The sequence below is a fragment of the Rathayibacter sp. CAU 1779 genome (genome assembly GCF_054551755.1).
In genome coordinates this window covers 240,642-262,280 of the sequence record NZ_JBTOLK010000003.1, presented here as the reverse complement: position 1 = coordinate 262,280, position 21,639 = coordinate 240,642, and the positions used below count along the sequence as shown (strand labels likewise).

The window sequence follows — 21,639 nt, the reverse complement described above, 5'->3', positions numbered from 1 at the left end:
TTGTGCCTGTGGCCGTCAGAATGGGGGAATGGCAACACGGCGTGCGGTGGTCACGGGAGCGAGTTCGGGCATCGGCGAGGCAGCGGTTCGCCTGCTGCGGAAGCACGGTTGGGAGGTCGTCGCGGTGGCGCGGCGGGCGGAGAGGCTCGGCGCGCTCGCCGAGGAGACCGGTGCAGAGGCGTTCGCCGCCGACATCACCGTGCAGGCGGATGTCGACGCCCTGCGCGATCACCTGGCGGCCAGTGGCGGGGTGCACGCGCTGGTCAACAACGCCGGTGGTGCCAGGGGTCTTGACTCCGTCGAGAAGTCGTCGGTCGAGGACTGGGCGTGGATGTACGAGGTCAACGTGCTCGGCACCAAACGCGTCATTGCGGCACTCCTGCCGCTGCTCCGCGACGGGGCGGATGCCGACGGTCATGCCGACATCCTGAACGTCACCTCCACCGCCGGTCACGTCGCGTATGCGGGAGGCGGTGGATACAACGCGGCGAAGTTCGCCGAGCACGCGCTGACGGAGGCGCTGCGCCTGGAACTCAACGGTGAGCCGATCCGCGTCATCGAGGTCGCGCCCGGCCTCGTGCGCACCGAGGAGTTCTCGCTCTCGCGTTTCAAGGGTGACAAGGAACGCGCCGATGCCGTGTATGCGGACGTTCCGCAGCCGCTCACTGCTGAGGACATCGCCGACACGATCGTGGACGCCCTAGAGCGTCCGCCGCACGTGGATCTCGACCTGATCGTCATCAAACCGGTGGCGCAGGCCGCGGCGTACAAGCTCCACCGCGGTCCCCTGAGCGTGAAGCGGGACTGAGAGATGTCCGGGCGCAGCGAGCGTCTCGATGCGCGCGAACGCGCGGTCGCAAGATGGGAGGAGGCCAGCAGCTGGCCGTTCCTGGTGCTGTCGCTCGTGTTCATCGTCGCGTACAGCATCCGATGCCTGGACCCGATGTTCATCGCGCATTCGCCCGTGTTGATCTGGAGCATTCTCATCGCCGTCTGGGCGATCTTCGTCGTCGACTACGTGGGTCGGCTGCTGCTGTCGCCGCACAAGTGGTCCTTCGTCCGTCACAACGTGCCTGATCTGCTCGGCGCGCTGCTGCCCGTCTTCAGACCGTTCAGGGCGCTGCGGGAGCTACGGCGCATCCGCTACTTCCGTCAGCGTACGGGTGCCGCAGTGCGAGCACGGCTCGTCGCCTCTGCGGTGACGTTCGTCGTGCTCTGGGTGTACGTGATCGCGGTCACCGAGGTGCTCGTGGAGCGCGGTGCGAAGGGCGCCACCATCGTCAGCCTCGGCGACGCGCTGTACTGGGCGGTGGTCACGATCGCCACCGTCGGGTACGGCGACATGGTGCCTGTCACGACGATGGGACGCACGCTGGCCGTCGCGCTCATGCTGAGCGGCATCATCATCGTGGGGGTCACCACGGCCACCGTCGTCTCCTATCTCAACGACGCCGTCCATACCCATCGCAAGGGCGATGCGGCGCCAACCGACGGCTCCGGAACGGACCCGGAAAGGCACGCATGAGCATCCACCTGATCGGCGGCGGATACCGCGAAGGCACAGAGACCGACGTCTACGGGCCGTTCGTGTCCGAGGCCGTGGCGCGCGCCGGCGACGAGCATGCGGCGGTGATCGCCGTGCTCACGGTGCGTGAGGGAGCGGATGCCACGCACGGCCGGTCCCTCGCCGATGCGCTCCTGGTCGCTGCCGCCGGCCGCGCCATCGACCCGATCCTCACCGTCGTGGACGAGGGCGAGACCATCCCGGCGTCCGCGCTGGAGGGCGCTGACGGCATCCTGGTGGGCGGCGGCCTGACCCCTGCCTACCTCGCGGCGCTCGCGCCCGTCGCCCAGCAGGTGCGGGATGCCGTCGAGGCAGGCGTGCCGTACCTCGGCTTCTCCGCCGGCGCGATGATCGCGCCCGACCGCGCGATCATCGGCGGGTGGCGCATCGACGGCGTCGAGATCTGCTCCGAGGACGGATCCGAAGAGCTCGACGAGCTCACCGTCGAAGATGGACTCGGACTCATCGACGTCACCGTTGACGTGCACGCCGCCCAGTGGGGCAACCTGTCGAGGGCGATCGCCGCCGTGGACTCCGGAGCCGTCGGCGACGTCATCGCGATCGACGAATCCACCGTGCTCACGGTCGGCGCCGGACCCCTGCGCGCTGGAGGCGCCGGCACCGTGTGGGTGGTCACGAAGGATGAACGCGGCGTGCTCGTGCGGAGCATGCGGTAGAGCGAGGAAGAAGACCGGAAACGATGCCGAAGACGCTCACCGAACTCGCCGCCGACGGATCCCTGGATCCCGGATGGGCCGAAGCGCTGCAGCCGGTGTCCGGCGACATCGCGGCGATGGGGGACTGGCTGAGGCGGGAGGTGGCATCCGGACGTCCGTACCTGCCGGCGGGGGCGAACGTGCTGCGTGCGTTCCGGTACCCGCTGGCGGACGTGCGGGTGCTGATCGTGGGGCAGGACCCGTATCCGACGCCTGGGCATCCGATCGGGTTGTCGTTCGCGGTCGAGCGCGACGTGCGGCCCGTTCCGCGCAGTCTGCAGAACATCTATCGCGAGCTCAGCAGCGACCTCGGCATCGAGACCCCGGCGCATGGCGACCTGACGGCCTGGAGCGAGCACGGCATCATGCTGCTCAACCGCGTGCTGACGGTTCGGCCCGGGTCTGCCGGATCACACCGCGGCGTCGGCTGGGAGCGTGTGACGGAGCACGCCATCCGGGCGCTCGTCGCGCGCGGGACCCCGTTGGTCGCCATCCTGTGGGGGAGGGATGCCGCGGGACTTCGCCCCCTGCTCGGCCAGACCCCGGTCATCACCTCGCCGCACCCCAGCCCGCTGTCCGCGGACCGCGGATTCTTCGGATCCAAGCCTTTCAGCCGCGCGAACGCCCTCCTCCAGCAGCAGGGCGCGCAGCCAGTGGACTGGTCGCTCGCCTGAGGCGACCGCGCGCGTTCACCCCGCGAGAGTGCACGTTCCACCGGCCGAGAGTGCACGTTTCTCCCGCCGAGAGTGCACGTTTCTCCTCGTGAGGATGCACGTTGCTCCCCGCGAGAGTCCGCGTCAGTCCGTCAGGGCTCCGGTCAGCAGTTCACGCAGGATGCGCCGCAGTCGGGGTCCGACCTCGACGATCGCATGGGCGAGCCTCGGGTCGCTACGGTAGAGGGCGGCGATCTCCGGGCCGGGCGTCGCGATCTGCCAGAACGCCCCGGCCAGTGCGGTCGCGCTGGCGACGACATCGACGCCGTCCGCGTCGGACAACGCGGGAAGCACTCGCTGCATCGAGGCGACGATCGCCTCGACCTCGGCGTGGGTGCCGTACTTGAAGCGGCGAACGGCATCCGGCGACACGTTGCGCTCGAGGTTCATCGGGGCCTGGGCGAGCAGGTCGCAGAACATGCCGTGCGAGGCGAGCGTGCCGGAGAGGGCGGATGCCACGGCATCCGGACCCGCGTCGCTCACGTCGAGCGCGTCCAACTCTCCACGGAGTGCTGCTGACCAGTCGCGCCAGCCGTCGGACGTGAGACGCAGGAAGATCTCCTCCCGCGTCTCGAAGTACCGCAGCAGTGCGGACTTGTGCATGCCGACGGCGTCGGCGATGTCGGTGAGGGTGATCTGCCGGATGCCGCGCTCGGCCGCCAGCTCCCGCGCGGCGGCGAGGATCGCCTCCTCGCGCTGCTGCTTCGCCTCGGGACTCCTCGCCCGCTGGAAGTCCGCGGGCGCGGGGGAGGGCGCACCGTCTGAGGCCGCTGCTGAGTCCATGCCGGACATCTTAGCAAAACGGTGTTGACTAAATAAGAGAACGGTGTTGTACTAACTGTGTGATCGAGAACGAGACAGTACGGACGAACAATGAACACGACATGTTGATGAGCCGCGCGGAAGGCGCGGCGACGGAATCCGGTGCAGAGACGAAGACCTGGTTCATCACCGGATCGTCGCGCGGCTTCGGTCGCGCCCTGGCGGTCGCGGCGCTCGCAGCGGGCGACAGGGTGGCGGCCACGGCGCGTCGTCCCGAGCAGTTGAACGACCTGGTGGCGACGTACGGTGATCGGGTGCGGGCGCTCCGGCTCGACGTCGCCGACGTCGACTCGGTGCATGAGGCGATCGCCACTGCGCGTGAAGCCTTCGGATCCATCGATGTCGTCGTGAACAACGCCGGCTATGCCAACGTCGCGCCGATCGAGACCGCGGATGACGAGGACTTCCGCACCCAGTTCGAGACGAACTTCTGGGGTGTGTACAACGTCTCGAAGGCGATGATCCCCGTGCTGCGGGCGCAGGGCGGCGGGCTGATCGTGCAGTTCTCGTCCGTCGGCGGACGTGTCGGCGGATCCGGCGGGATCGGCTCCTACCAGGCTGCGAAGTTCGCGATCGACGGGTTCAGCCGCGTGCTGCGCTCCGAGACCGAGCAGTTCGGCATCCGAGTGCTCGTCGTCGAGCCGAGCGGATTCCGCACGGACTGGGCGGGCAGCTCGATGAGCGTCGCGGACCTGCCGCAGGAGTATGCAGCGCTCGGCGCGCGATACTCCGATGCGGCCTCTGCGGAGTCCAGCCTGCAGGCGGGGGATCCGGAGCGCGCGGCGGCCATCCTGGTGCGCCTCTCACGACGAGCAGACCTGCCGACCAACCTGCCGCTCGGGGCGAACGCGACCCGGCTGTCCGTCGGCTTCGACCGGGCGCAGCTCGAGAGCGATCTGGCGTGGCAGGACGTCAGCCGATCCGCCGATTTCGGGCAGCCGTACCCCGTCGCGTTTCCGGCGGACACGAACGCGGACGGAGTCCGTGGCGCCTGACCTCATCCCGACCGCGCACACCGGGTGTCGGAGACACACGGTCGGCGGCAGACACGTGCGCGGTCGGTGCCAGGCAGGCGAACGGTGGGAGAAACGTGCCCGGCAGGGGAGCCTCAGTTCAAGGCGGAGGTGAGCCGGGCGAGGCCGTCGAGGAACGTGCGTCGCGCGGGCTCGCGCTTCCACTCCTCGAGCGTGAGCTCCCTGCCCGCGTTGCGGTACGCGTCCTCGACGCGGCGCATCGAGTTCACGAACGACGCTCCGCGCACCATGAGCGACATCTCCGCGTTCAGACTGAATGAGCGGATGTCCATGTTGCTGGATCCGATGACCGCGACGTCGTCGTCGATCGAGAAGTGCTTGGCGTGCAGGATGAACGGTGCCGGATACAGGAAGATCCGCACGCCGGCCTCGAGCAGCGCGCGATAGTACGAGCGCTGCGCGTGGTACACGAGACCCTGATCGCCGACCTCGGAGACGAACAGCTGCACGTCCAGGCCACGCTGACAGGCCGTGGTGATCGCATAGAGCATGGCCTCATCCGGCACGAAATACGGACTCGTGAGGATGACGCGCTCGGTGGCGGCGCTGATCAGCGAGAGGAACAGCCGCAGGTTGTTCTCCGTCGTGTACGTCGGCCCCGATGGCACGAGCTGGCAGGTCAGGTCCTCGGCGGCGTGCTCGGGAACGGATGCCGGCAGGTGCTCCGTCTGGGAGAGGTCCTCCCCGGTCTCGATCAGCCAGTCCGACAGGAACACCACGTTCACCTGGGACACGATCGGACCGTCGAGACGCGTGACCAGCTCGTGCCACTTCAGACCGCGCTTGATGTTCTTCTTCGAGTTGTAGTCGGGGGAGATGAGGTTCTGCGAGCCCAGGAACGCGACGCGTCCGTCGACGACCACGAGCTTGCGGTGGTTGCGCAGATCCGGACGCTGGAACTTGCCCTTGAACGGCTGCACGGGCAGCAGGAACGACCACGCCACGCCGATGCGGTCGAGCTCGGCGAACGTCTTCTTCGAGTCCGGGATCTTGCGCGAGGCGATGTGATCCATCAGCACCCGCACGGTGACGCCGCGCTGCACCGCGCGCTCCATCGCCGCGAAGAATCCTTCGGTGGTGTCGTCCCACGCCGCGATGTAGAACTCGACGTGCACCCAGTCGACGGCCGTGTCGATGGCGGCTGCCATGGCGTCGATGGACGCCTGATAGTCGTCGATCAGCGTCGCGCCGTTCCCGCCAAGCGGCGGAAGGCGGGTGAGCGCCTCGTTCTGCTGCGTGACCCGCTGGAACCAGCGCGGCCACGTGGCATCCGCCTCGTGTCCGTGTGCACTCTGATGGATCAACTCGTTGATGCGCGCCTGCTCGTTGCGCCGTCTCGCCGGCAGGGTGAAGTTGCCGATCAGGAGATAGATCGCCAGTCCGATGAGCGGCACGATGAAGATCAGCAGCAGCCAGGCCATCGCCGCTGTCGGCTTGCGGTCGCGTGGGATGTAGATGAGCGCGAGCACGTTGATGATCAGCACCGCTATCCACTCAAAGCCGAAGAACAGCGTGGACAACACGAAGGAATGCATGCCGGGCAGAGTAGGCGCTGACTGCGGCGGATGAGGCAGTGGCGCGCGAAATCACCCGGGGAGCGACATCCGCTCGCGATCCGCTCCCGTCGTCGTCGATGCCGAAACAGATCCGCAACAACCGGCGATTACCCTGGTGCCGTGCTGGAAGAGGAATACGAGACGCGACGGGTGCTCCCGGCGCACCTGCGCAAGCCGGAGCCGCGGGAGGCGCCGTTCGCATACGAGATTCGGGATGCGACGCCGGCCGACTTGCCCCACGTGCGCGAGATCTACAACTACTACGTCACGAACAGCACCGTGACCTTCGACGAGGACACGACGACGCTGAAGGAGTGGAAGTCCAAGTACGCTTACCTGCGCAAGATCGGGATGCCGTTCCTCGTCGCCGAGTCGCCGAGCGGGCAGATCCTTGGCTATGCGCTCGCCACGCCGTGGAAGCAGAAGAAGGCGTACCGCTACACGGTGGAGAACTCGATCTATCTGGGTCAGGCGTCCACCGGCAAGGGGCTCGGCAAGGTGCTGATGGGGGCGCTGCTCGAGAAGTCGAAGGCCGCCGGTCTCAAGGAGATGATCGCCGTGATCGCCGACCAGGGCGCGGAGGCCTCCATCGCCATGCACCGATCGTTCGGCTTCAAAGAGGTCGGCAGCATGGGCCACGTTGGCTACAAGTTCGACCGCTGGCTTGGCACGGTGCTCATGCAGAAGAGCCTGAAGTGACGCTTCAGCGCGCGACGATTCTGTGTGTTCACCCCGTCGGCGTTATCAATTCGTAATAAGCCCTGGCGGACGCCGCGGCCCGGCAATACAGTGATCTCACCGTCACAGCCGGGCGTCTCCCGTCACTCGAGGCGATCGACACGACGCTGTACGAATCGAGGCCTGCCGGCATCAGTTGATGCGGCAGGCCTCGTCCAGTTCATCGGTGCGGCGGAGCGAGAACGGAGTCCGTCTGGGCGTGCGTCACTCCCGTGCAGGAGCCTTGCGCAGCACGAAGAATCCGACAACGGCGGCAGCCAACCCGGGGATCAGCAGCCATGCGACGACGCCGATCGCCCTCATCTGCAGGAACCAGGCGCCGACCGCGGGCCAGGAGTCGGTCAGCGTCGCGACCGCGACCCCTGCCACGACCAGCAGCACCACGATCGCGCCCAGTGCGTACAGGCCGTTGGCACGCCACCGCACGAACACGCTGCCGGCCAGGGCGCCGAGCCCGAAGCAGATCATGAAGGCCGCGAAGCTGGAGAACAGGCGCTCCCACAGCGGGCCGGCGCCGAAGTAGACGTTGCTGAACATGTGGGCGCTCATTCCGTAGCCGCTCGTCCAGTCCTCGACGTACGAGAGCAGCGTTGACACGGCGGTGAAGAGCACGCCCTGGATGGCGAAGGCCACGACCGTGCCGAGGTAGTAGTCGCGACGCGTGGCCGACATGCCCAGCGCGAACCGGAAGGTGAGGTTCATCGCCTGCACGGCCGCGACGGCGAAGTACACGTAGATGTACGCCGTGGCGCCCGACCACTCTGTTCCTTCGAGCTGCTCGCCGGTGGAGAGGAAGATCGAGATCCAGATGATCATGTTGACCAGGAACACGAAGCCGATGATCATCCAGGGCAGCGCGATCATGGTGAAACCGTTGGCGAAGTGGAGCCGCGTGATCGTCCAGACGCGGTGCCCGGCACCCTGAACTGCGGTGGACTCGGCGACGGCGGCCGGTGTGCTGATGGCGGTCATGACAGTGCTCCGTTTCCGGCTACCTGGGTTTCGGCGCCGAACTCGGCACCGGTGGAATTGGTGGAGCGCACGATGAGCTGCTGCAGGGAGACCGGGGCGAGCTCGAGACCGGCGGCGAGGGCATCCCGCCGCTCGTCGGCGTCCAGGCGTTCCACGGTGACGGATGCCAGCCCTCCGATGCCCTCGCGATGCAGCACCCTGCGTCCCGCGATGAACGCCTCGACGGCGCCGCGCGAACCGACGACGGTCGTCGCAGAGTCGCGTGCGGACTCTGCCGACTCGTCCATGACGATGCGGCCCTTGTCGATCACGACCACGTGCTCGAGGATGTTCGCCACCTCGTCGATCAGGTGCGTGGAGAGGATGATCGTTCGCGGATGCTCGCTGTAGTCGGCGAGAAGGCGGTCGTAGAAGATCTGCCGGGCGACGGCATCCAGTCCGAGGTACGGCTCGTCGAAGAAGGTGAGCGGCGCGCGGGCTGCGAGGCCGACGATGACGCCGACGGCGGACAGCTGCCCACGGGACAGCTTCTTGATGCGACGGTTCACCGGAAGCTGGAAGTCATCGACGAGCTGGGCGGCGAGGTCGGCGTCCCAGTTCTCGTAGAACCACGGCGCGCACCCGAAGACGTGCTTGGGCTTGAACTCGTCCGGATACTTCTGGCTCTCCTTGATGAAGGACACGCGGGAGAGCACTTTCGCGTTCTCGACCGGGTGCTCACCGAAGACGCGGATCTCTCCGGCGGTGGCGAAGTCCTGGCCGGTGATGGTCTGCATGAGCGTGGTCTTGCCTGCCCCGTTGCGACCGAGAAGGCCGGTGATGGCGTCGGTCTGGAACGAGAGGCTCACGTCGTCGAGCGCGGTGACGTCACCGAAACGCTTGGTGAGGCCGCTGATCTCGACCACGGGTGCGGTCGATGTGGTCACGATGCTTCTCCTTCGTGCGTGATGAGTTGGCTGAGCTGCGCGGGCGTGATCCCGAGGCTCTTCGCCTCCGCGAGGAGCGGGATCACGAAATCGGCGCGGAAGCTGTCCCGCCGTTTCGCCAGCAGCTGTTCGCGGGCACCGGTGGCGACGAACATGCCGATGCCCCGCTTCTTGTAGAGGACGCCGGCGTCGACCAGCAGCCCGACGCCCTTTCCGGCCGTCGCCGGATTGATGCGATGGAACGATGCGAACTCGTTCGTGGACGGCACCTGGCTCTCCTCGGGCAACGTGCCCGAGATGATGTCGTTCTCGATCTGTTCCGCAATCTGCTGGAAGATCGGCTTGCCTTCGTCGATCACCGGCTCTCCTCTTTGGTTCATTAGTAGAGTAACTAACCCACCAAGCGGTGTCAACCCTTCGCCGAAAGCGAGGGCCGGACGGGCCGGGACCCTAGGCTCGTGACATGGCCGACGACCTCCACGAACTCACCGCGCTCGCCCAGTGGAACCTGCTGCAGAAGGGCGAGGTGACGCCGCCGGAACTCGCCGACCACTACCTGGGACGCATCGAGGCGTTGAATCCGCAGGTCGGCGCGTTCGTGACCGTCACACCGGATGCCGCACGCGAGCGAGCAGCGCAGGTCGCTGCATCCGTTCCCCGCACGGCACCGCTCTGGGGGCTGCCCATCGGCGACAAGGACCTGTGGCGCCGCGCAGGCGTGCCGACCGGATTCGGATCGCGGCTCCTCACCGGGTACGTGCCCGACGAGTCGGACGAGATCGTGCTCGACCTGGATGCCGCCGGCGCGGTCAGCCTCGGCAAGACCGGAGCGCCGGAGTTCGGCCTTCCGTCGTACACCGAGACTCTTGTCGCGCCGCCGGTGCGCACGCCGTGGGATCTCGCTCGCGGTGCCGGCGGATCCAGTGGGGGAGCGGCCGCCGCCGTGGCCAGCGGAATGCTGCCCTTCGCGCCCGGCTCGGACGGCGGCGGATCCGTTCGCATTCCCGCTGCGGCGTGCGGGCTCGTCGGGCTGAAGCCGTCCCGCGGTCGGGTGCCCTCCGGCAGCGGGCTCGAGTCACTGGGCGGTCTCGTCGTCGACGGCCCGCTGGCGCGTACGGTCGAAGATGCCGCCCTGCTGCTCGACGGCATGATCGCCAGGCGGAACGGACGCGTCGACCACCGGTTCGCGACCCTCGCGCCCGGCGACGACACCGCCTTCCTCCCGCACGCCGTGCGTGGCGAGGGACGCTTCCAGCTCGGGGTGATGACGACGAGCGCCTGGGATCTGGACTACGAGATCACGATCGATCCGGACGCCCGCGCGGCTCTGGACGCCGCTGTCGACGCCTTCGCCGCCCTCGGGCACGGCATCGAGGAGACGGCGCTGACGCCGGATCCGACCTACGCGCCCGCGTTCATCACCGTGTGGAAGGCGGGGGCGGCGCGCATCCCCGCGGAGGGTGACGCGATGAATCTGCTCGAGCCGCTCACACGTTGGCTCGTCGAGCAGGGGCGTGCGCTGAGCGCCGGTCAGCTCGTCGGAGCGCTCGCCGCGTTGACCGCATTCGAGCGTTCGCTGATCCGTCAGCTGTCGTCGTTCGACGCGGTGCTGACGCCGGCGCTGGCGATGACGCCGCGCCCGATCGGCTGGTACGACGCAGACGATGCCGAGCTCAACTTCGCACAGCAGGTGCAGTACACGCCGTACACATCGATGCTCAATGTGAGCGGCCTGCCGGCGATCACGCTGCCGGTGTGGCAGACATCCGATGGGCTTCCGATGGGGGTGCAGCTCATCGGACGACCGGGCGGAGAGGCCACGCTGCTCGCCCTCGGGGCGCAGCTGCAGCGGCGGATCGGATGGCAGCGACGGCGTCCGCCCGTATGGCGCGCTGGAGCCTAGAGCAAAGGCAGGGCGGACTCCCGGCCAACCTTAGGTAAGGCTCCCCTTATACTGGAATCGCCATGTATCGACCCGACCATTCCGCGCACACCGGCGCGACAGCACACCGCGACGACCGCGTGCAGTTCGTTGTGACGGGCGACGAGACGTCGCTCGCCGAGCTGCAGAGCGAGCTCGCGCTCCTTCCGCTGTGCGCAAAGGGACGTGTGTTCGTGGAGGTTCCGGAGCCTGCGGACGTCTTTCCGCTGCAGGTGCCCATGCGCATGACCGTGACCTGGTTGCCGCGGTCCGTGCGTGGCGGACGGCCTGGAACGGGGGAGCGCTGCGCTCCCGGTCAGGCGCTGCGTCGCGCGGTGGGCGCGTGGAGCGCCGAGATGCTCTGTGACGGCCCCGGCGACACGCAGGCCATTCTCACCGGCGACTATCGGAGCGTCAGCGGCGTCTACGAAGTGCTGGCCGGACGCACCGGCATGGCGGACGAGAACATCACGGCACCCGAACGCTTCGGCCTGCGTATCCAGCGCTGACCCGTACGTCCGCTGGTTGATTGGGCCGTCCCCCGCTGGTTGAGCTTCTCGAAACCAGCGTCCCTGGGCTGCTGGTTTCGACAAGCTCAACCAGCGGTTCGGCGCTCAACCAGCGGTTCGGCGCTCAACCCGCGAGGTCGCTCGCCGCACGCTCGTCGGCGATGCCGAGTACTCGCTCCGTGGCGTCCCACAGGTCGCGCGCAAGCTGCGGGTTGCGGGCCTGGGCGTTCACCCGGCCGTTCGCCGTGAACCTGTCGAAGTAGGTGCCCGTCGGCTCGAGCACCTCGGCTTCGCCTGCCAGCGCGATCAGCGGACCGGCACCGCCCTCCGGAGAACGTCCGTATCTGCCGCCCGTGACGGCGTTGCCGAAACGGATCAGCGGCGACTGGCCGCCGAACCGGGTGACGATCGTGCCCGGATGGAACGAGTACGCGGTCACGCCCGTCCCGGTCAGGATCTCGCCCAGCCTGCACGCGAACAGGATCGTGGCAAGCTTCGACGTGCCGTACGCCTGCCATCCGCCGCGCCACGGACGCTTTTCCCAGTCGAGATCGTCCAGGCGGAGGGATCCGAACATGTTCGCCATGCTCGCGGTGCTGACGACGCGGGTGGGAGCATCCTTCGCGCTCTCGACGAGGCGGTCGCGCAGCAGATGTGTGAGCAGGAACGGTGCGAGGTGGTTGGTCTGGATGGTGCGCTCGTGCCCGTCGACGGTGACCTCGCGCGTTCCGTACAGGCCGCCGGCGTTGTTGGCCAGCACGTCGATGCGGTCGAGCCGTTCGAGCAGAGCGGATGCAAGCTCCCGCACCTCGTCCAGCCGCTCGAAGTCCGCCAGCAGCGCTTCCGCGCCGATCCGATCCGCGACGACCCGCGTGCGTTCCGGGTTGCGTCCGACGACCACGACTCGCGCACCCTGGCGCGCGAGCGCCTCCGCCGCGTACTCGCCGATGCCGGAGCTCGCTCCCGTGATCACGACCGTGCGCTTCGAGCCGCGCGAGCTGCCCGAACCGCTCACGCTCTCTGAACCGCTCGCGTTCCCTGAACCGCTCGCGTTCTCTGAACCGCTCACAGGTATCCGCCCTTCTCGAGGCCGGCCTCGATCTCGAACCGATTGCGCAGCGGATCACGTCCCGCCACGAAGTACAGCACCGGGAACAGCATGCCGTATCTCCGCCACTGGTGCTGGTGCACTGCCTCGTGCTCCAGCACGGCGTCCGAGAGGGTGTCGTTCGTGAGGTAGCAACCGCCAACGCACGAGCCGCCGCGACCGAACGTGCGTCGTGGCATCCCTCGGAACACCCACAGCCCGTTGCGCTTCTCCACGCGGCCGACGCTCCAGAGAAAGCCCCAGGCGAAGCCGACCGCAGTGGCATACCGGTAGCCGAGATACGACAGCGCGGAGTCCACGAGGAACAGGCGGGGGAGCGCAGTGAACGCGGAGACGACGCGCCGGGCTCCGTCAGCGAGTGACGCCCCCGTCGGCTCGTCGGGCTCGCTCGGCCTGTGGGAACTGCCCGGTCTGCCGGACTCGCTCATTCGGTCGGGCGTCCGTAAGCCTCGAGCAGACGCAGCCACACCTCGCTGAGCGTCGGATACGACGGCACGGCATGCCACAGCCGGTCGATCGTCACCTCTCCGACGATGGCCACGGTCGCCGAGTGCAGCAGTTCGCCGACATCCAGGCCGACGAACGTGGCGCCGACGAGCACCCGGCGGTCCTCATCCACCACCATGCGTGCCCGGCCGACGTACTTGTCGCTGGCGATCGTCGCGCCGGCGACCCCTGCGATGTCGTAGTCAACGACACGGGAGCGGATGCCGGCCTTCTCCGCGTCGGCGGTGGAGAGCCCGACGGATGCCACCTCCGGATCGGTGAACGTCACCTGCGGAACGGCCGCGTGATCGGCCGTCGCGGCATAGGTGGACCACGGTGCCAGGGACGGCGTCGTGCCCTTCGCACGGGCGGCGATGGCATCCCCGGCGATGCGGGCATCGTATTTGCCCTGGTGGGTGAGCAGCGCGCGGTGCGTGACATCGCCGACCGCGTAGAGCCAGGCATCCTCTCCCGCACCGCCGAGCAGCCCGCCAGCCGAGTCCGAACCGGACGGATCCAGCACGCGCAGCGAATCGTCCGTCGGCAGCCACTCGCCCGGGGTCAGGCCGACCGTCTCCACGCCGAGGTCGAGCGTGTTCGGCACGCGGCCTGTGGCCACGAGCACCTCGTCGGCGGTGACGGATGATCCGTCGTCGAGCACGATGGTCACCGCATCCGTCTCGTCATCACGGCTGACGCTGACGGGTGAGACGCCCGTGCGCACGATGACGCCGAGGTCCTCGAGCGACGCCTGAACCAGCTCGCCGGCGAACGGCTCGTTCCTGCCGAGCAGTCCGCTGCGCGCGATGACCGTGACGTCCACGCCGAATCCGGCGTACGCGGTCGCCATCTCCGCCGCGACGACACCGCCGCCGATGACGGCCAGCGACGACGGCACCTCGTGCACACTCGTCGCATCGCGGCTGGTCCACGGGTCGGCGTCGGCGAGGCCGGGGATGTCGGGCAGCAGCGAAGCGGATCCGGTGCACACGGCTACCGCGTGCCTCGCGGTGATGACGGTCACCCCGTCGTCAGCGCCGGTCACCTCGACCCGCTTCGGACCCGTCAGCCGGGCGTGGCCGCGCACCAGATCGATGTTCGCGCCGTTCAGCCACTCGACCTGGCCGTCGTCCTTCCAGTTGCTCGTCACCTTGTCGCGACGACGCAGCACGGCTGCCACGTCGAGGTCGCCCGTCACCGCCTGTTCGGCGCCGTCCACGTTGCGCGCGACTCGCAGCAGCGCAGCGCTGCGCAGCAGCGCCTTCGACGGCATGCACGCCCAGTAGGAGCACTCACCGCCGACGAGCTCCGACTCCACGAGAACGGTCTTCATGCCGCCCTGCACGGCACGATCGGCCACGTTCTCGCCGATCGCACCCCCTCCGATGACGATGACGTCGTATTCGATCTCGTTCACGCTCGCAGACTATCCGCGGTGTCCGCTCGGGTGGGCCGGTCAGCGGGTGTCCCGGGTACCGGCCGGTGAACGGACCAGGGATCGTTCGGCACCGAACCCTCGGGCGCCTGGCCTCTTCGAAGTGCGCCCTCTCCCGGTGCGCCGTCTCGGCCCGCCCGTCGGGGAATCCGGCCGCTCCTGCACTCAGCTCGCTCCGGTGTCGCCATCCGGCAGCCGCCGCGTGAGGGCGCCGAGGATGCGCAGGATGACGGTGAGGTCGTCGGACGCGGCATCTGGGGTGCGGGGAGCGAACTCGGTGATCGCGGCCCCCGCAAGCTCGAAGCGCGCACGCAGCCCGGTGATCGCGGCGACCACCTCATCCGGCTGCAGCCCGAACGGCTCCGGGAACTGCACACCCGACACGGCACCGGGGTCGAGAACATCCAGATCGACGTGCACGTACACGGAGTCGGCGCCCGTGGCAGCGACGGCGTCCACGAGCGCGTCCGGCGTGTGCAGCTCGTCGACCGTGACGACCCGGATGCCCGCCTCGTCCACGTACGCCGTCTCGCCCTCATCGAGTTCCCGCGTTCCGGCCAGCACGACGGAGCGCGGATTCAGGACGGCGTCGCCGACGGATGCCACGGGATCCGGCGCCTCGCCGAGCAGCGCCCTCACCACCATGCCGTGGAAGGCTGCCGACGGCGAGGACTCCGGGGTGTTGAGGTCGCCGTGCGCATCCAGCCAGACCAGCGCGACGGATCCGGACGGCAGCCTCGACACCGCGTGCTGCACGCTCGCGAGGTCTGCGGCGCAGTCGCCGCCGATCGTCACGATCAGGCCGTCGCCGATGGCGGACAGCTCCGTGAGAGCTGCCGCGGCTCGGTCGCGCACCATCGAGATGGACGACAGTCGGTTCACCCCGGATCCGAGCGACTCGCCGGCTTCCATCGGCACGTCGACCGTGGTCGTCGCCGACGCCGGAAGGTCGCCGGCGATCGCGGCGGCACCATCCATCAGCTGCATCGCACGAGAGGAACTCGATCCCTGCCACTGCGGGACGATCAGAAAGCGGGTCGGCATTCGAACAGACTACTTTTCCTGCGCGCTGGAGCTGAAAGCGGAGGCCATTTCTGGCCTCCGCCGCGACGCCAGCGCCGACCGCCGTCTCGGCGGTCGGGTTCGGCGCTGGAGCTGAAAGCGGAGGCCATTTCTGGCCTCCGCCGCGACGCTCCCTCTTGCTTCTCGCCGGACCCAGGGGCCTAGCCGTTGTGCTTGCGCTACTTGGTCGCTGAGGCCAGCGCCGCGCGCAGCTCGTCAGCGGTGAGACGGGGGCCGTATGCGGGGGTGTCGCGCTGGATCCGCCAGCTCTCGCTCAGCGGTCCGCCGTCGACAGTGTCGAATCCGATGGCATCGATGAAGGCGGCGACCGTCGCGCCCGCGGCAGCGTCGTCTCCGAAGATCGCGAGCGCTCGACGGTCGGGGGTGCCGGCATCCTGCGCCTCGTCGGTGATCGCCGACGCGAAGATGTGGTTGAACGCCTTCACGACGTGCGCGTCAGGCAGATGCTGCTGCAGCTTCTCCGAGCTGGTCTCGCTGAGGTCGTCGAGTTCGGCGACGTGTCCGTCGCGTTCCCAGTAGTAGTTGTTCGTGTCGATCACCGGCTTGCCGCTCAGCGGCTCGACCGGGACCTTGTCGATGGCGAGGAACGGGATCGTCACCACGGCGATGTCGGCGGCCGCTGCCGCCTCTGCTGCCGTCGCGGCGCGGGCGTGGTCGCCCAGTTCCGCCACGAGGTCGGCGAGTGTCTCCGGGCCTCTCGAGTTGCTCACCACCACGTCGTAGCCGTGCGCGACCGCCTGGCGGGCGATCTGCGATCCGATGTGTCCTGCTCCGATGAGTCCGATGGTCGTCATGGTTCAGGCCAACCGGCACGGGCCCTGAACGATTCCCGGATGTCGGATCGTTTCTCTCAATCACATCCTCCGACCGCCGGAGCGTTCAGCGAGGTGCGAGGCAGGGACGAGCGGATCAGCCGGTCACGCGGGAATCGTGGCGAGCATCCGCTCGAACGCCGCGTCGAGGTCGGGGTTGAAGCGCTGCTGCTCGGGATGGGCGTCGTACCAGTCGACGATCTGCTGCGCGCCGCGGTCGAACGTGACGGTGGTCGCGAACTCCGGAACCAGCGCCTTGACCTTGCTGTTGTCGAAGACCATCGAGTGGGCCTTGTCGCCGATCAGGCCGGGACCGAGGTCGGGAGCGATGCGCGCGATGGTCTCCGACGCCACGTGGGCCAGCACCGGCTCCACCCCTGCCGCCTCGCCGAGCCAGGTGTAGATCTGATTCCAGGTGGGCGCGTGGTCGCCTGTGATGTGGAACGTGTCGCCGACGGCGAGCGGATTGCCCATGAGCCCGTCGAAGGCGACGGCGAAATCGGTGTTGTGCGTGATGGTCCACAGGCTCGTGCCGTCTCCGTGCACGACGACGGGCTTGCCGGCGCGCATGCGCGCGATGTCGGTCCAGTGACCGGATGTCGGGATGGACGTGCGGTCGTACGTGTGCGACGGACGGATGATCGTCGCCGGGAACGCGTCGTCGCGGTACGCGTGCACGAGCAGGTCCTCGCACGCGATCTTGTCCTGCGAATAAGTCCAGAACGGGTTGCGCAGCGGCGTGGACTCGGTGACCGGGAGACGTGCCGGCGGCGTCTGATACGCGCTCGCCGAGCTGATGAAGACGTACTGTCCCGTGCGGCCGGAGAACCGCGCGATATCCGCGGCGACGTGCTCGGGAGTGAAGGCCATGAACTGCGCGACCGTGTCGAACTCGCGCGAGCCGAGCACGGCATCCACGGCGGACGCGTCGCGCACGTCCGCCTGCAGCTCCTCGACGCCGTCGGGCAGCGGACGGGTCTGCGACTGCCCGCGGTTGAGCACGGTGACGGATGCGCCGCGCGAGAGAGCGCGTGCCACGCACGCCGAGCTGATGGTGCCGGTGCCGCCGATGAAAAGGATCGTCTTCGAAGCCATGCCTCGATCCTGTCAGCGCGGCCCCTACCTCGCTCGTACCCCGGTCAGGGAGCTCACGCGTTCACAACTCAGGACGTGGCCGATCGCGGCGGCGGATGGGCGCGCGTTTCCGGTGGTTGCCTCGCTGCTGCCGCCGCCCGGTTCTGAATTGTGGACGAACCCGGCGGGTGGGTGGACCCGAATCGCGCTCCCGGCGGTGCGCGGAACCCGGTAGCAGCCCCTAGCGTGGACGAGTGACTTTCGACGACCCGTACGGATCCGACGTCCTCGCCGGCAACTGGCGCGCCAGGGGACTCGTGCAGCCGAAGACGATCGAGGCGGAGAACGACCTCGTCGTCGAACTCGCCGACTCCGGCTACACGGGAGCAATCGTCGGCATCGAGAACCGGCTCGTGCAGCTGGAGGACCGGAATGGGCGGGTGCGGGCGTTCCCGCTCGGCGGCGGCTTCCTGGTGGACGGCAAGCCGGTGGTGCTCGTGCCGCCGACGAAGACGGGCCGACAGGGGCGAGTGCGCACGGCATCCGGTTCGTTCCACGTCGCGGATGCGCCTGCTCGCGTCGCGCGCGCCAGCCGCATCTTCGTGGAGGGCAGGCACGACGCCGAGCTCGTCGAGAAGGTGTGGGGTGACGACCTTCGGGTGGAGGGCGTCGTGGTCGAGTATCTGGGCGGCATCGACGACCTCGCACAGATCCTGCGGGACACACGACCAGGGCCGGGCAAGCGCATCGGCGTGCTCGTCGATCACCTGGTGCCCGGCTCCAAGGAGACGCGGATCGCGGACGCCGTGGCGCGCGGCCCGCACGGAGCCCACGTGAAGATCGTGGGACATCCGTACATCGACGTGTGGGCCGCGGTGAAGCCGGAGCGTGTCCACCTGAAGGCGTGGCCGCAGATCCCGCGCAACATCGAGTGGAAGAAGGGCATCTGTGCGGCGCTCGGCTGGCCGCACGAGGATCAGGCGGATATCGCCCGAGCGTGGAAGCGGATCCTGTCGACGGTGACGACGTACCGTGACCTGGAGCCCGCGTTCCTCGGACGCGTGGAAGAGCTGATCGACTTCGTCACGAGCGACTGAGCGACGGGAATGGAAGCTCGCTTCCATTCCCACCCGATTGTGTTGATCGGCGCAGCGGCGGTCACACACGATTGAGTCCCACGGCTCCTCGCTCCGGCTTCGTATCATGACCCCATGGGGCCGGTCGCATCCGACGGCCGTGTCGGAGACTCCGTTCACGTCGTCGTTCCCTCGCATGTCCTTCCCGCCGGGATGGCCATGGCCGGCTTCCGCGCCCGTCGCGGCTTCGGTGATCTGCAGGTGGTGCCCTACCCGGCGGTGACCCTGTTCCTCGACCTGGGAGGCGAGCCGCTGCACGTCGACGACGGGAACGGGGCGCGGCTCAGCGGCAGCGTGGCGCTCGGTCTGGCCCCGAAGTCGCTGCACGGGCGCGGCAGCGATGTCGAGTGCCTGCAGGTGCGGCTGTCTCCTCTGCTGGCGCACGCGATCGGGCTGCCATCCGAATTCGGCTCCGCCGCGACGATGACGGATGTCTGGGGCAGCTCGGCGGCACGCCTTGAGGGTCGGTTGCGGCGCGCACCCTCGTGGGAGGAGCGATTCGCGCTTGTCGCCGAGGCGGTCGCCTCGCGCGCGTCGGCTTCCGCTGCACCGGATCCGGAGGTCGGTCAGGCGTGGCGTCGCCTCGTCGCTTCGCGTGGATCGGTGCGGGTCGGGGCACTGGCGACCGAGGTGGGCTGGAGTCGCAAGCGGTTGTGGTCGCGGTTCGGTACGCAGACAGGACTGACCCCGAAAGGCGCGGGCCGTCTCATCCGCTTCGATCAGGCCGTGCATCGCCTGGCGCGTGGCAGCGCAGCGGTCATGGTCGCCGCGGAGATCGGATATGCCGATCAGTCGCACCTGAGCCGGGAGGTCGCGGACTTCACCGGGTCGACGCCCGCTGCAATCGCCACGGCACCGTGGTTGGACGTCGACGACGTGGCCTGGCGCAATCCGGGATACGCCGCGGTGTGACGTCGCCGTCGGCGACGGCATGGTGTGACGGCGTGGTGCGATGGCTCGGCGACGGCCCGTCGACGGTTCGGAGGATGATCCGACGACGACTCGGCGACGACGTCGGGAACATTCGTCCAAGACATCGCCGTCGTCGTTCAACCACGCTGACGGCATGACTGAAGACGAAACGACCGAGGACACGTACGTCCCGCTCGACGCAGGCGCGATGCACGTCGTCGTGGATGGGGACGGGGCGGCACCTGCCGTGGTGCTGATCCACGGGACCGCGTCGGACGTACACGTCTGGGATCCGATCGTGCCCGCGCTCGCCGCGGACTTCCGTGTGATCAGGGTCGATTTGCTCGGACACGGACGCTCGACGCCGTCGACGAACGGATACGGGATCCTCGCTCAGGCCCGGCGCATCGGCGAGGTGCTCGACCGGCTCGACGTCGGCCGGGTGAGCGTGGTCGCGCACTCCATGGGATGCCTGGTGGCAACCGCGCTGGCCGAGGCACGACCGGATCTCGTGTCGGCCGTCGTGCTGATCGACGGCGGGCCCGATCTGGACGCCGCGGCACCCGACGGCCCGGCGTTCAAGGTGTTGCTCGCGCCAGGGATCGGACGACTCGTGTGGGCGCTGCGCAACGAAAGGATGGTACGGGCGGCGGCGGCAAGCGCCGTCACGCGCGAGGTCGAACTGCCGCACGAGCTGGTGCAGGCCGCGATGGACATGGCGTATCCCGCGTTCGTCGGAACGGATCGGGCAGCGCGGGGCTACCTGGCGGAACGCGACCTGCCATCGCGGCTCGCGCCGCTCGGACTGCCGCTTCTCGTGATCTTCGGCGACGCGGACAAGCGCTGGAACCCGTCGGCGGCCTCCGCGTACCTCGCGGCGCCCGGCGCACGGCTCGAGCTGCTTCCGGGCGTCGGGCACACGCCGATGCTGGAGGACACGGCGCAGACGGCCCGGCTGCTCGGGCAGTTCCTCGCCCGGGTCGCTGCGAGGGGGGAGCACCCGGCGGGATGAGGCGCGACGTCCTCCCGAGGATCGCAGGCATGCGGTCGACTGGATAGGCTCCGGTGCTGCGGCATCCGTTCCCGATCCGGGTACCGCCTCACCGCGGCGGGCAACCGGCCCGGTGACAGCACCGGCGGGCACGGCCCCACTGAGCATGGCATCGGTCGAGTCAGGGGAGTGTCGTCGTGCGAATCGCCATCATCGGTGCCGGAGGGGTCGGCGGATACTTCGGAGCCCAGCTGGCTGCGAATGGGGAGGACGTCGTCTTCGTCGCCCGCGGCGCACACGGCGCGGCCATCCGGGAGCATGGACTGGTCGTGACGAGTGACGTGCACCCGCAGCACCTCGAGCATCCGACGGTCGTCGAGCGACCAGAGGACGTCGGCGAGGCAGACCTGGTCATCGTCGCGGTCAAGCTCTGGGACACCGAGGACGTCGCCGCGCGGCTGGCCCCGCTCGCCGCTGCCGGCGCCTCGGTCGTGTCGCTGCAGAACGGTGTGCTGAAGGACGGCGTCCTTCGACGCCATGTCTCCGCCGCCAGTGTTTTCGGCGGCGCCTGCTACATCTCGGCGTTCATCGAGCGCCCCGGCGTGATCGCGCACCACGGCGCGATGCAGCGCATCGTGGTCGGCGAGTACGACCGGCAGCCCTCCGATCGCGTCGTCGACTTCGTCGAGCGGTGTCGTGACGCCGGCATCGATGCCGACGTCAGCGACGACATCGAGCGCGTGCTGTGGGAGAAATACGTCTTCCTCGTCGGGATGTCCGCCCTCACCTCGGCGACGCGTCTTCCGATCGGCCCGATCCGGTCGAACCCGCAGACCAGGCGTCTCCTCGGCGCCGTGATGGGCGAGGTGCTCGACGTGGGTCGAGCACGCGGTGTCGCTCTCGACCCGGGACTTGTCGAGGAGCGTCTCGCGTTCATCGACACGGTCGCCCCGTCGATGACGGCCTCGATGGCGAACGACCTTGCAGAGGGCAGACGCCTCGAGCTGCCGTGGCTGAGCGGGGGAGTGGTCGACCTTGCGGAACAGGTCGGACGGGACGCCCCGGTGAATCGCACGATCGCCGGGCTGCTGGCGCCGTTCGTGGACGGTCCGCCGGCCTAGGAACGACACC

23 protein-coding genes are annotated in these 21,639 nt (G+C 68.6%); 12 read left to right on the top strand and 11 right to left on the bottom strand.

Translation table 11 applies throughout. The features are described 5' to 3' along the window. Window positions 1–28: 28 nt before the first annotated feature. From ACX9R5_RS15385 to ACX9R5_RS15370, 4 genes are read left to right on the top strand one after another with little or no spacing between them, the layout of a single operon-like run. Window positions 29–808 carry an SDR family oxidoreductase gene (locus ACX9R5_RS15385; protein WP_459409923.1) on the top strand — a complete coding sequence of 260 codons (780 nt, stop codon included), beginning with the start codon at window positions 29–31 and terminating at the stop codon, window positions 806–808. A 3-nt stretch (window positions 809–811) separates the two neighbouring features. Beyond that, on the top strand, window positions 812–1,525 hold the full coding sequence (locus ACX9R5_RS15380; protein ID WP_459409922.1) for a potassium channel family protein: 714 nt from the start codon (window positions 812–814) through the stop codon (window positions 1,523–1,525). After that, the gene (locus ACX9R5_RS15375) at window positions 1,522–2,241 is read left to right on the top strand and encodes a Type 1 glutamine amidotransferase-like domain-containing protein (protein ID WP_459409921.1); all 720 of its coding nucleotides are present in this window, start codon (window positions 1,522–1,524) and stop codon (window positions 2,239–2,241) included. Before ACX9R5_RS15380 ends, ACX9R5_RS15375 begins: the two co-directional genes overlap by 4 nt. A gap of 23 nt (window positions 2,242–2,264) precedes the next feature. After that, on the top strand, window positions 2,265–2,954 hold the full coding sequence (locus ACX9R5_RS15370; RefSeq protein WP_459409920.1) for a uracil-DNA glycosylase: 690 nt from the start codon (window positions 2,265–2,267) through the stop codon (window positions 2,952–2,954). A 123-nt stretch (window positions 2,955–3,077) separates the two neighbouring features. Here ACX9R5_RS15370 and ACX9R5_RS15365 read toward each other — a convergent pair whose 3' ends face one another. Next, window positions 3,078–3,776 carry a TetR family transcriptional regulator gene (locus ACX9R5_RS15365; protein ID WP_459409919.1) on the bottom strand — a complete coding sequence of 233 codons (699 nt, stop codon included), beginning with the start codon at window positions 3,774–3,776 and terminating at the stop codon, window positions 3,078–3,080. Between the two features lie 101 nt (window positions 3,777–3,877). Here ACX9R5_RS15365 and ACX9R5_RS15360 point away from each other — a divergent pair, with 101 nt between their 5' ends. After that, window positions 3,878–4,810 (top strand): SDR family NAD(P)-dependent oxidoreductase, encoded by a 933-nt coding sequence (locus ACX9R5_RS15360; RefSeq protein ID WP_459409918.1) that lies wholly within the window; start codon window positions 3,878–3,880, stop codon window positions 4,808–4,810. Between the two features lie 113 nt (window positions 4,811–4,923). Here ACX9R5_RS15360 and cls read toward each other — a convergent pair whose 3' ends face one another. Then, on the bottom strand, window positions 4,924–6,384 hold the full coding sequence (gene cls / locus ACX9R5_RS15355; protein WP_459409917.1) for a cardiolipin synthase: 1,461 nt from the start codon (window positions 6,382–6,384) through the stop codon (window positions 4,924–4,926). Window positions 6,385–6,525: 141 nt separating this feature from the next. Here cls and ACX9R5_RS15350 point away from each other — a divergent pair, with 141 nt between their 5' ends. Next, window positions 6,526–7,104, top strand: coding sequence for a GNAT family N-acetyltransferase (locus ACX9R5_RS15350; RefSeq protein WP_459409916.1), 579 nt, complete (start codon window positions 6,526–6,528; stop codon window positions 7,102–7,104). Between the two features lie 243 nt (window positions 7,105–7,347). Here ACX9R5_RS15350 and ACX9R5_RS15345 read toward each other — a convergent pair whose 3' ends face one another. Genes ACX9R5_RS15345 through ACX9R5_RS15335 form a run of 3 tightly spaced genes read right to left on the bottom strand, consistent with a single transcriptional unit; the run spans window position 7,348 to window position 9,400 of the window. Continuing rightward, complete coding sequence (locus tag ACX9R5_RS15345; protein ID WP_459409915.1) at window positions 7,348–8,115, bottom strand: hypothetical protein; 768 nt, start codon at window positions 8,113–8,115, stop codon at window positions 7,348–7,350. Next, a complete protein-coding gene (locus ACX9R5_RS15340; protein WP_459409914.1) occupies window positions 8,112–9,041 on the bottom strand; it encodes an ABC transporter ATP-binding protein in 930 nt (309 codons plus the stop codon). The genes ACX9R5_RS15345 and ACX9R5_RS15340 overlap by 4 nt, the downstream gene beginning before the upstream one ends. Continuing rightward, a complete protein-coding gene (locus ACX9R5_RS15335; RefSeq protein ID WP_459409913.1) occupies window positions 9,038–9,400 on the bottom strand; it encodes a GntR family transcriptional regulator in 363 nt (120 codons plus the stop codon). Before ACX9R5_RS15335 ends, ACX9R5_RS15340 begins: the two co-directional genes overlap by 4 nt. A gap of 104 nt (window positions 9,401–9,504) precedes the next feature. Between ACX9R5_RS15335 and ACX9R5_RS15330 the strand changes: the two genes are divergently transcribed. Together ACX9R5_RS15330 and ACX9R5_RS15325 are read left to right on the top strand one after the other, a co-directional pair. Beyond that, window positions 9,505–10,944 carry an amidase gene (locus tag ACX9R5_RS15330; RefSeq protein ID WP_459409912.1) on the top strand — a complete coding sequence of 480 codons (1,440 nt, stop codon included), beginning with the start codon at window positions 9,505–9,507 and terminating at the stop codon, window positions 10,942–10,944. Between the two features lie 62 nt (window positions 10,945–11,006). Beyond that, window positions 11,007–11,471 carry an SIP domain-containing protein gene (locus ACX9R5_RS15325; RefSeq protein WP_459409911.1) on the top strand — a complete coding sequence of 155 codons (465 nt, stop codon included), beginning with the start codon at window positions 11,007–11,009 and terminating at the stop codon, window positions 11,469–11,471. A 124-nt stretch (window positions 11,472–11,595) separates the two neighbouring features. On the opposite strand, the gene ACX9R5_RS15320 is transcribed toward ACX9R5_RS15325, so the two are convergent. From ACX9R5_RS15320 to ACX9R5_RS15295, 6 genes are all read right to left on the bottom strand, one after another. After that, window positions 11,596–12,540: an SDR family NAD(P)-dependent oxidoreductase gene (locus ACX9R5_RS15320; RefSeq protein ID WP_459409910.1), complete on the bottom strand. Its 945-nt coding sequence runs from the start codon at window positions 12,538–12,540 to the stop codon at window positions 11,596–11,598. After that, window positions 12,537–13,007 (bottom strand): Fe-S oxidoreductase, encoded by a 471-nt coding sequence (locus ACX9R5_RS15315; protein ID WP_459409909.1) that lies wholly within the window; start codon window positions 13,005–13,007, stop codon window positions 12,537–12,539. The genes ACX9R5_RS15320 and ACX9R5_RS15315 overlap by 4 nt, the downstream gene beginning before the upstream one ends. Then, complete coding sequence (locus tag ACX9R5_RS15310) at window positions 13,004–14,482, bottom strand: dihydrolipoyl dehydrogenase family protein (RefSeq protein ID WP_459409908.1); 1,479 nt, start codon at window positions 14,480–14,482, stop codon at window positions 13,004–13,006. The genes ACX9R5_RS15315 and ACX9R5_RS15310 overlap by 4 nt, the downstream gene beginning before the upstream one ends. Window positions 14,483–14,665: 183 nt before the next feature. Continuing rightward, a complete protein-coding gene (locus ACX9R5_RS15305) occupies window positions 14,666–15,544 on the bottom strand; it encodes an arginase family protein (protein ID WP_459409907.1) in 879 nt (292 codons plus the stop codon). A 197-nt stretch (window positions 15,545–15,741) separates the two neighbouring features. Beyond that, a complete protein-coding gene (locus tag ACX9R5_RS15300) occupies window positions 15,742–16,377 on the bottom strand; it encodes an NADPH-dependent F420 reductase (protein WP_459409906.1) in 636 nt (211 codons plus the stop codon). Between the two features lie 123 nt (window positions 16,378–16,500). Beyond that, window positions 16,501–17,490, bottom strand: a complete 990-nt coding sequence (locus ACX9R5_RS15295) for an SDR family oxidoreductase (RefSeq protein WP_459409905.1) — start codon at window positions 17,488–17,490, stop codon at window positions 16,501–16,503. Window positions 17,491–17,723: 233 nt separating this feature from the next. On the opposite strand from ACX9R5_RS15295, the gene ACX9R5_RS15290 reads away from it, so the two are divergent. From ACX9R5_RS15290 to ACX9R5_RS15275, 4 genes are all read left to right on the top strand, one after another. Continuing rightward, window positions 17,724–18,566, top strand: a complete 843-nt coding sequence (locus ACX9R5_RS15290; RefSeq protein WP_459409904.1) for a DUF3097 domain-containing protein — start codon at window positions 17,724–17,726, stop codon at window positions 18,564–18,566. 114 nt (window positions 18,567–18,680) lie between these two features. Continuing rightward, complete coding sequence (locus ACX9R5_RS15285) at window positions 18,681–19,517, top strand: helix-turn-helix domain-containing protein (RefSeq protein ID WP_459409903.1); 837 nt, start codon at window positions 18,681–18,683, stop codon at window positions 19,515–19,517. A 154-nt stretch (window positions 19,518–19,671) separates the two neighbouring features. After that, entirely contained in the window at window positions 19,672–20,529 is an 858-nt protein-coding gene (locus tag ACX9R5_RS15280; RefSeq protein ID WP_459409902.1) for an alpha/beta fold hydrolase, read from the top strand. A 176-nt stretch (window positions 20,530–20,705) separates the two neighbouring features. After that, entirely contained in the window at window positions 20,706–21,629 is a 924-nt protein-coding gene (locus ACX9R5_RS15275; protein WP_459409901.1) for a ketopantoate reductase family protein, read from the top strand. Window positions 21,630–21,639 lie beyond the last annotated feature (10 nt).

Bases quoted from the DNA above. Each gene is read 5' to 3' on its own strand.
- ACX9R5_RS15385 (WP_459409923.1), top strand. From the start codon at position 29: ATGGCAACACGGCGTGCGGTGGTCACGGGAGCGAGTTCGGGCATCGGC.
- ACX9R5_RS15380 (WP_459409922.1), top strand. From the start codon at position 812: ATGTCCGGGCGCAGCGAGCGTCTCGATGCGCGCGAACGCGCGGTCGCA.
- ACX9R5_RS15375 (WP_459409921.1), top strand. From the start codon at position 1,522: ATGAGCATCCACCTGATCGGCGGCGGATACCGCGAAGGCACAGAGACC.
- ACX9R5_RS15370 (WP_459409920.1), top strand. From the start codon at position 2,265: ATGCCGAAGACGCTCACCGAACTCGCCGCCGACGGATCCCTGGATCCC.
- ACX9R5_RS15365 (WP_459409919.1), bottom strand. From the start codon at position 3,776: ATGGACTCAGCAGCGGCCTCAGACGGTGCGCCCTCCCCCGCGCCCGCG.
- ACX9R5_RS15360 (WP_459409918.1), top strand. From the start codon at position 3,878: ATGTTGATGAGCCGCGCGGAAGGCGCGGCGACGGAATCCGGTGCAGAG.
- cls (WP_459409917.1), bottom strand. From the start codon at position 6,384: ATGCATTCCTTCGTGTTGTCCACGCTGTTCTTCGGCTTTGAGTGGATA.
- ACX9R5_RS15345 (WP_459409915.1), bottom strand. From the start codon at position 8,115: ATGACCGCCATCAGCACACCGGCCGCCGTCGCCGAGTCCACCGCAGTT.
- ACX9R5_RS15330 (WP_459409912.1), top strand. From the start codon at position 9,505: ATGGCCGACGACCTCCACGAACTCACCGCGCTCGCCCAGTGGAACCTG.
- ACX9R5_RS15325 (WP_459409911.1), top strand. From the start codon at position 11,007: ATGTATCGACCCGACCATTCCGCGCACACCGGCGCGACAGCACACCGC.
- ACX9R5_RS15315 (WP_459409909.1), bottom strand. From the start codon at position 13,007: ATGAGCGAGTCCGGCAGACCGGGCAGTTCCCACAGGCCGAGCGAGCCC.
- ACX9R5_RS15305 (WP_459409907.1), bottom strand. From the start codon at position 15,544: ATGCCGACCCGCTTTCTGATCGTCCCGCAGTGGCAGGGATCGAGTTCC.
- ACX9R5_RS15300 (WP_459409906.1), bottom strand. From the start codon at position 16,377: ATGACGACCATCGGACTCATCGGAGCAGGACACATCGGATCGCAGATC.
- ACX9R5_RS15295 (WP_459409905.1), bottom strand. From the start codon at position 17,490: ATGGCTTCGAAGACGATCCTTTTCATCGGCGGCACCGGCACCATCAGC.
- ACX9R5_RS15285 (WP_459409903.1), top strand. From the start codon at position 18,681: ATGGGGCCGGTCGCATCCGACGGCCGTGTCGGAGACTCCGTTCACGTC.
- ACX9R5_RS15280 (WP_459409902.1), top strand. From the start codon at position 19,672: ATGACTGAAGACGAAACGACCGAGGACACGTACGTCCCGCTCGACGCA.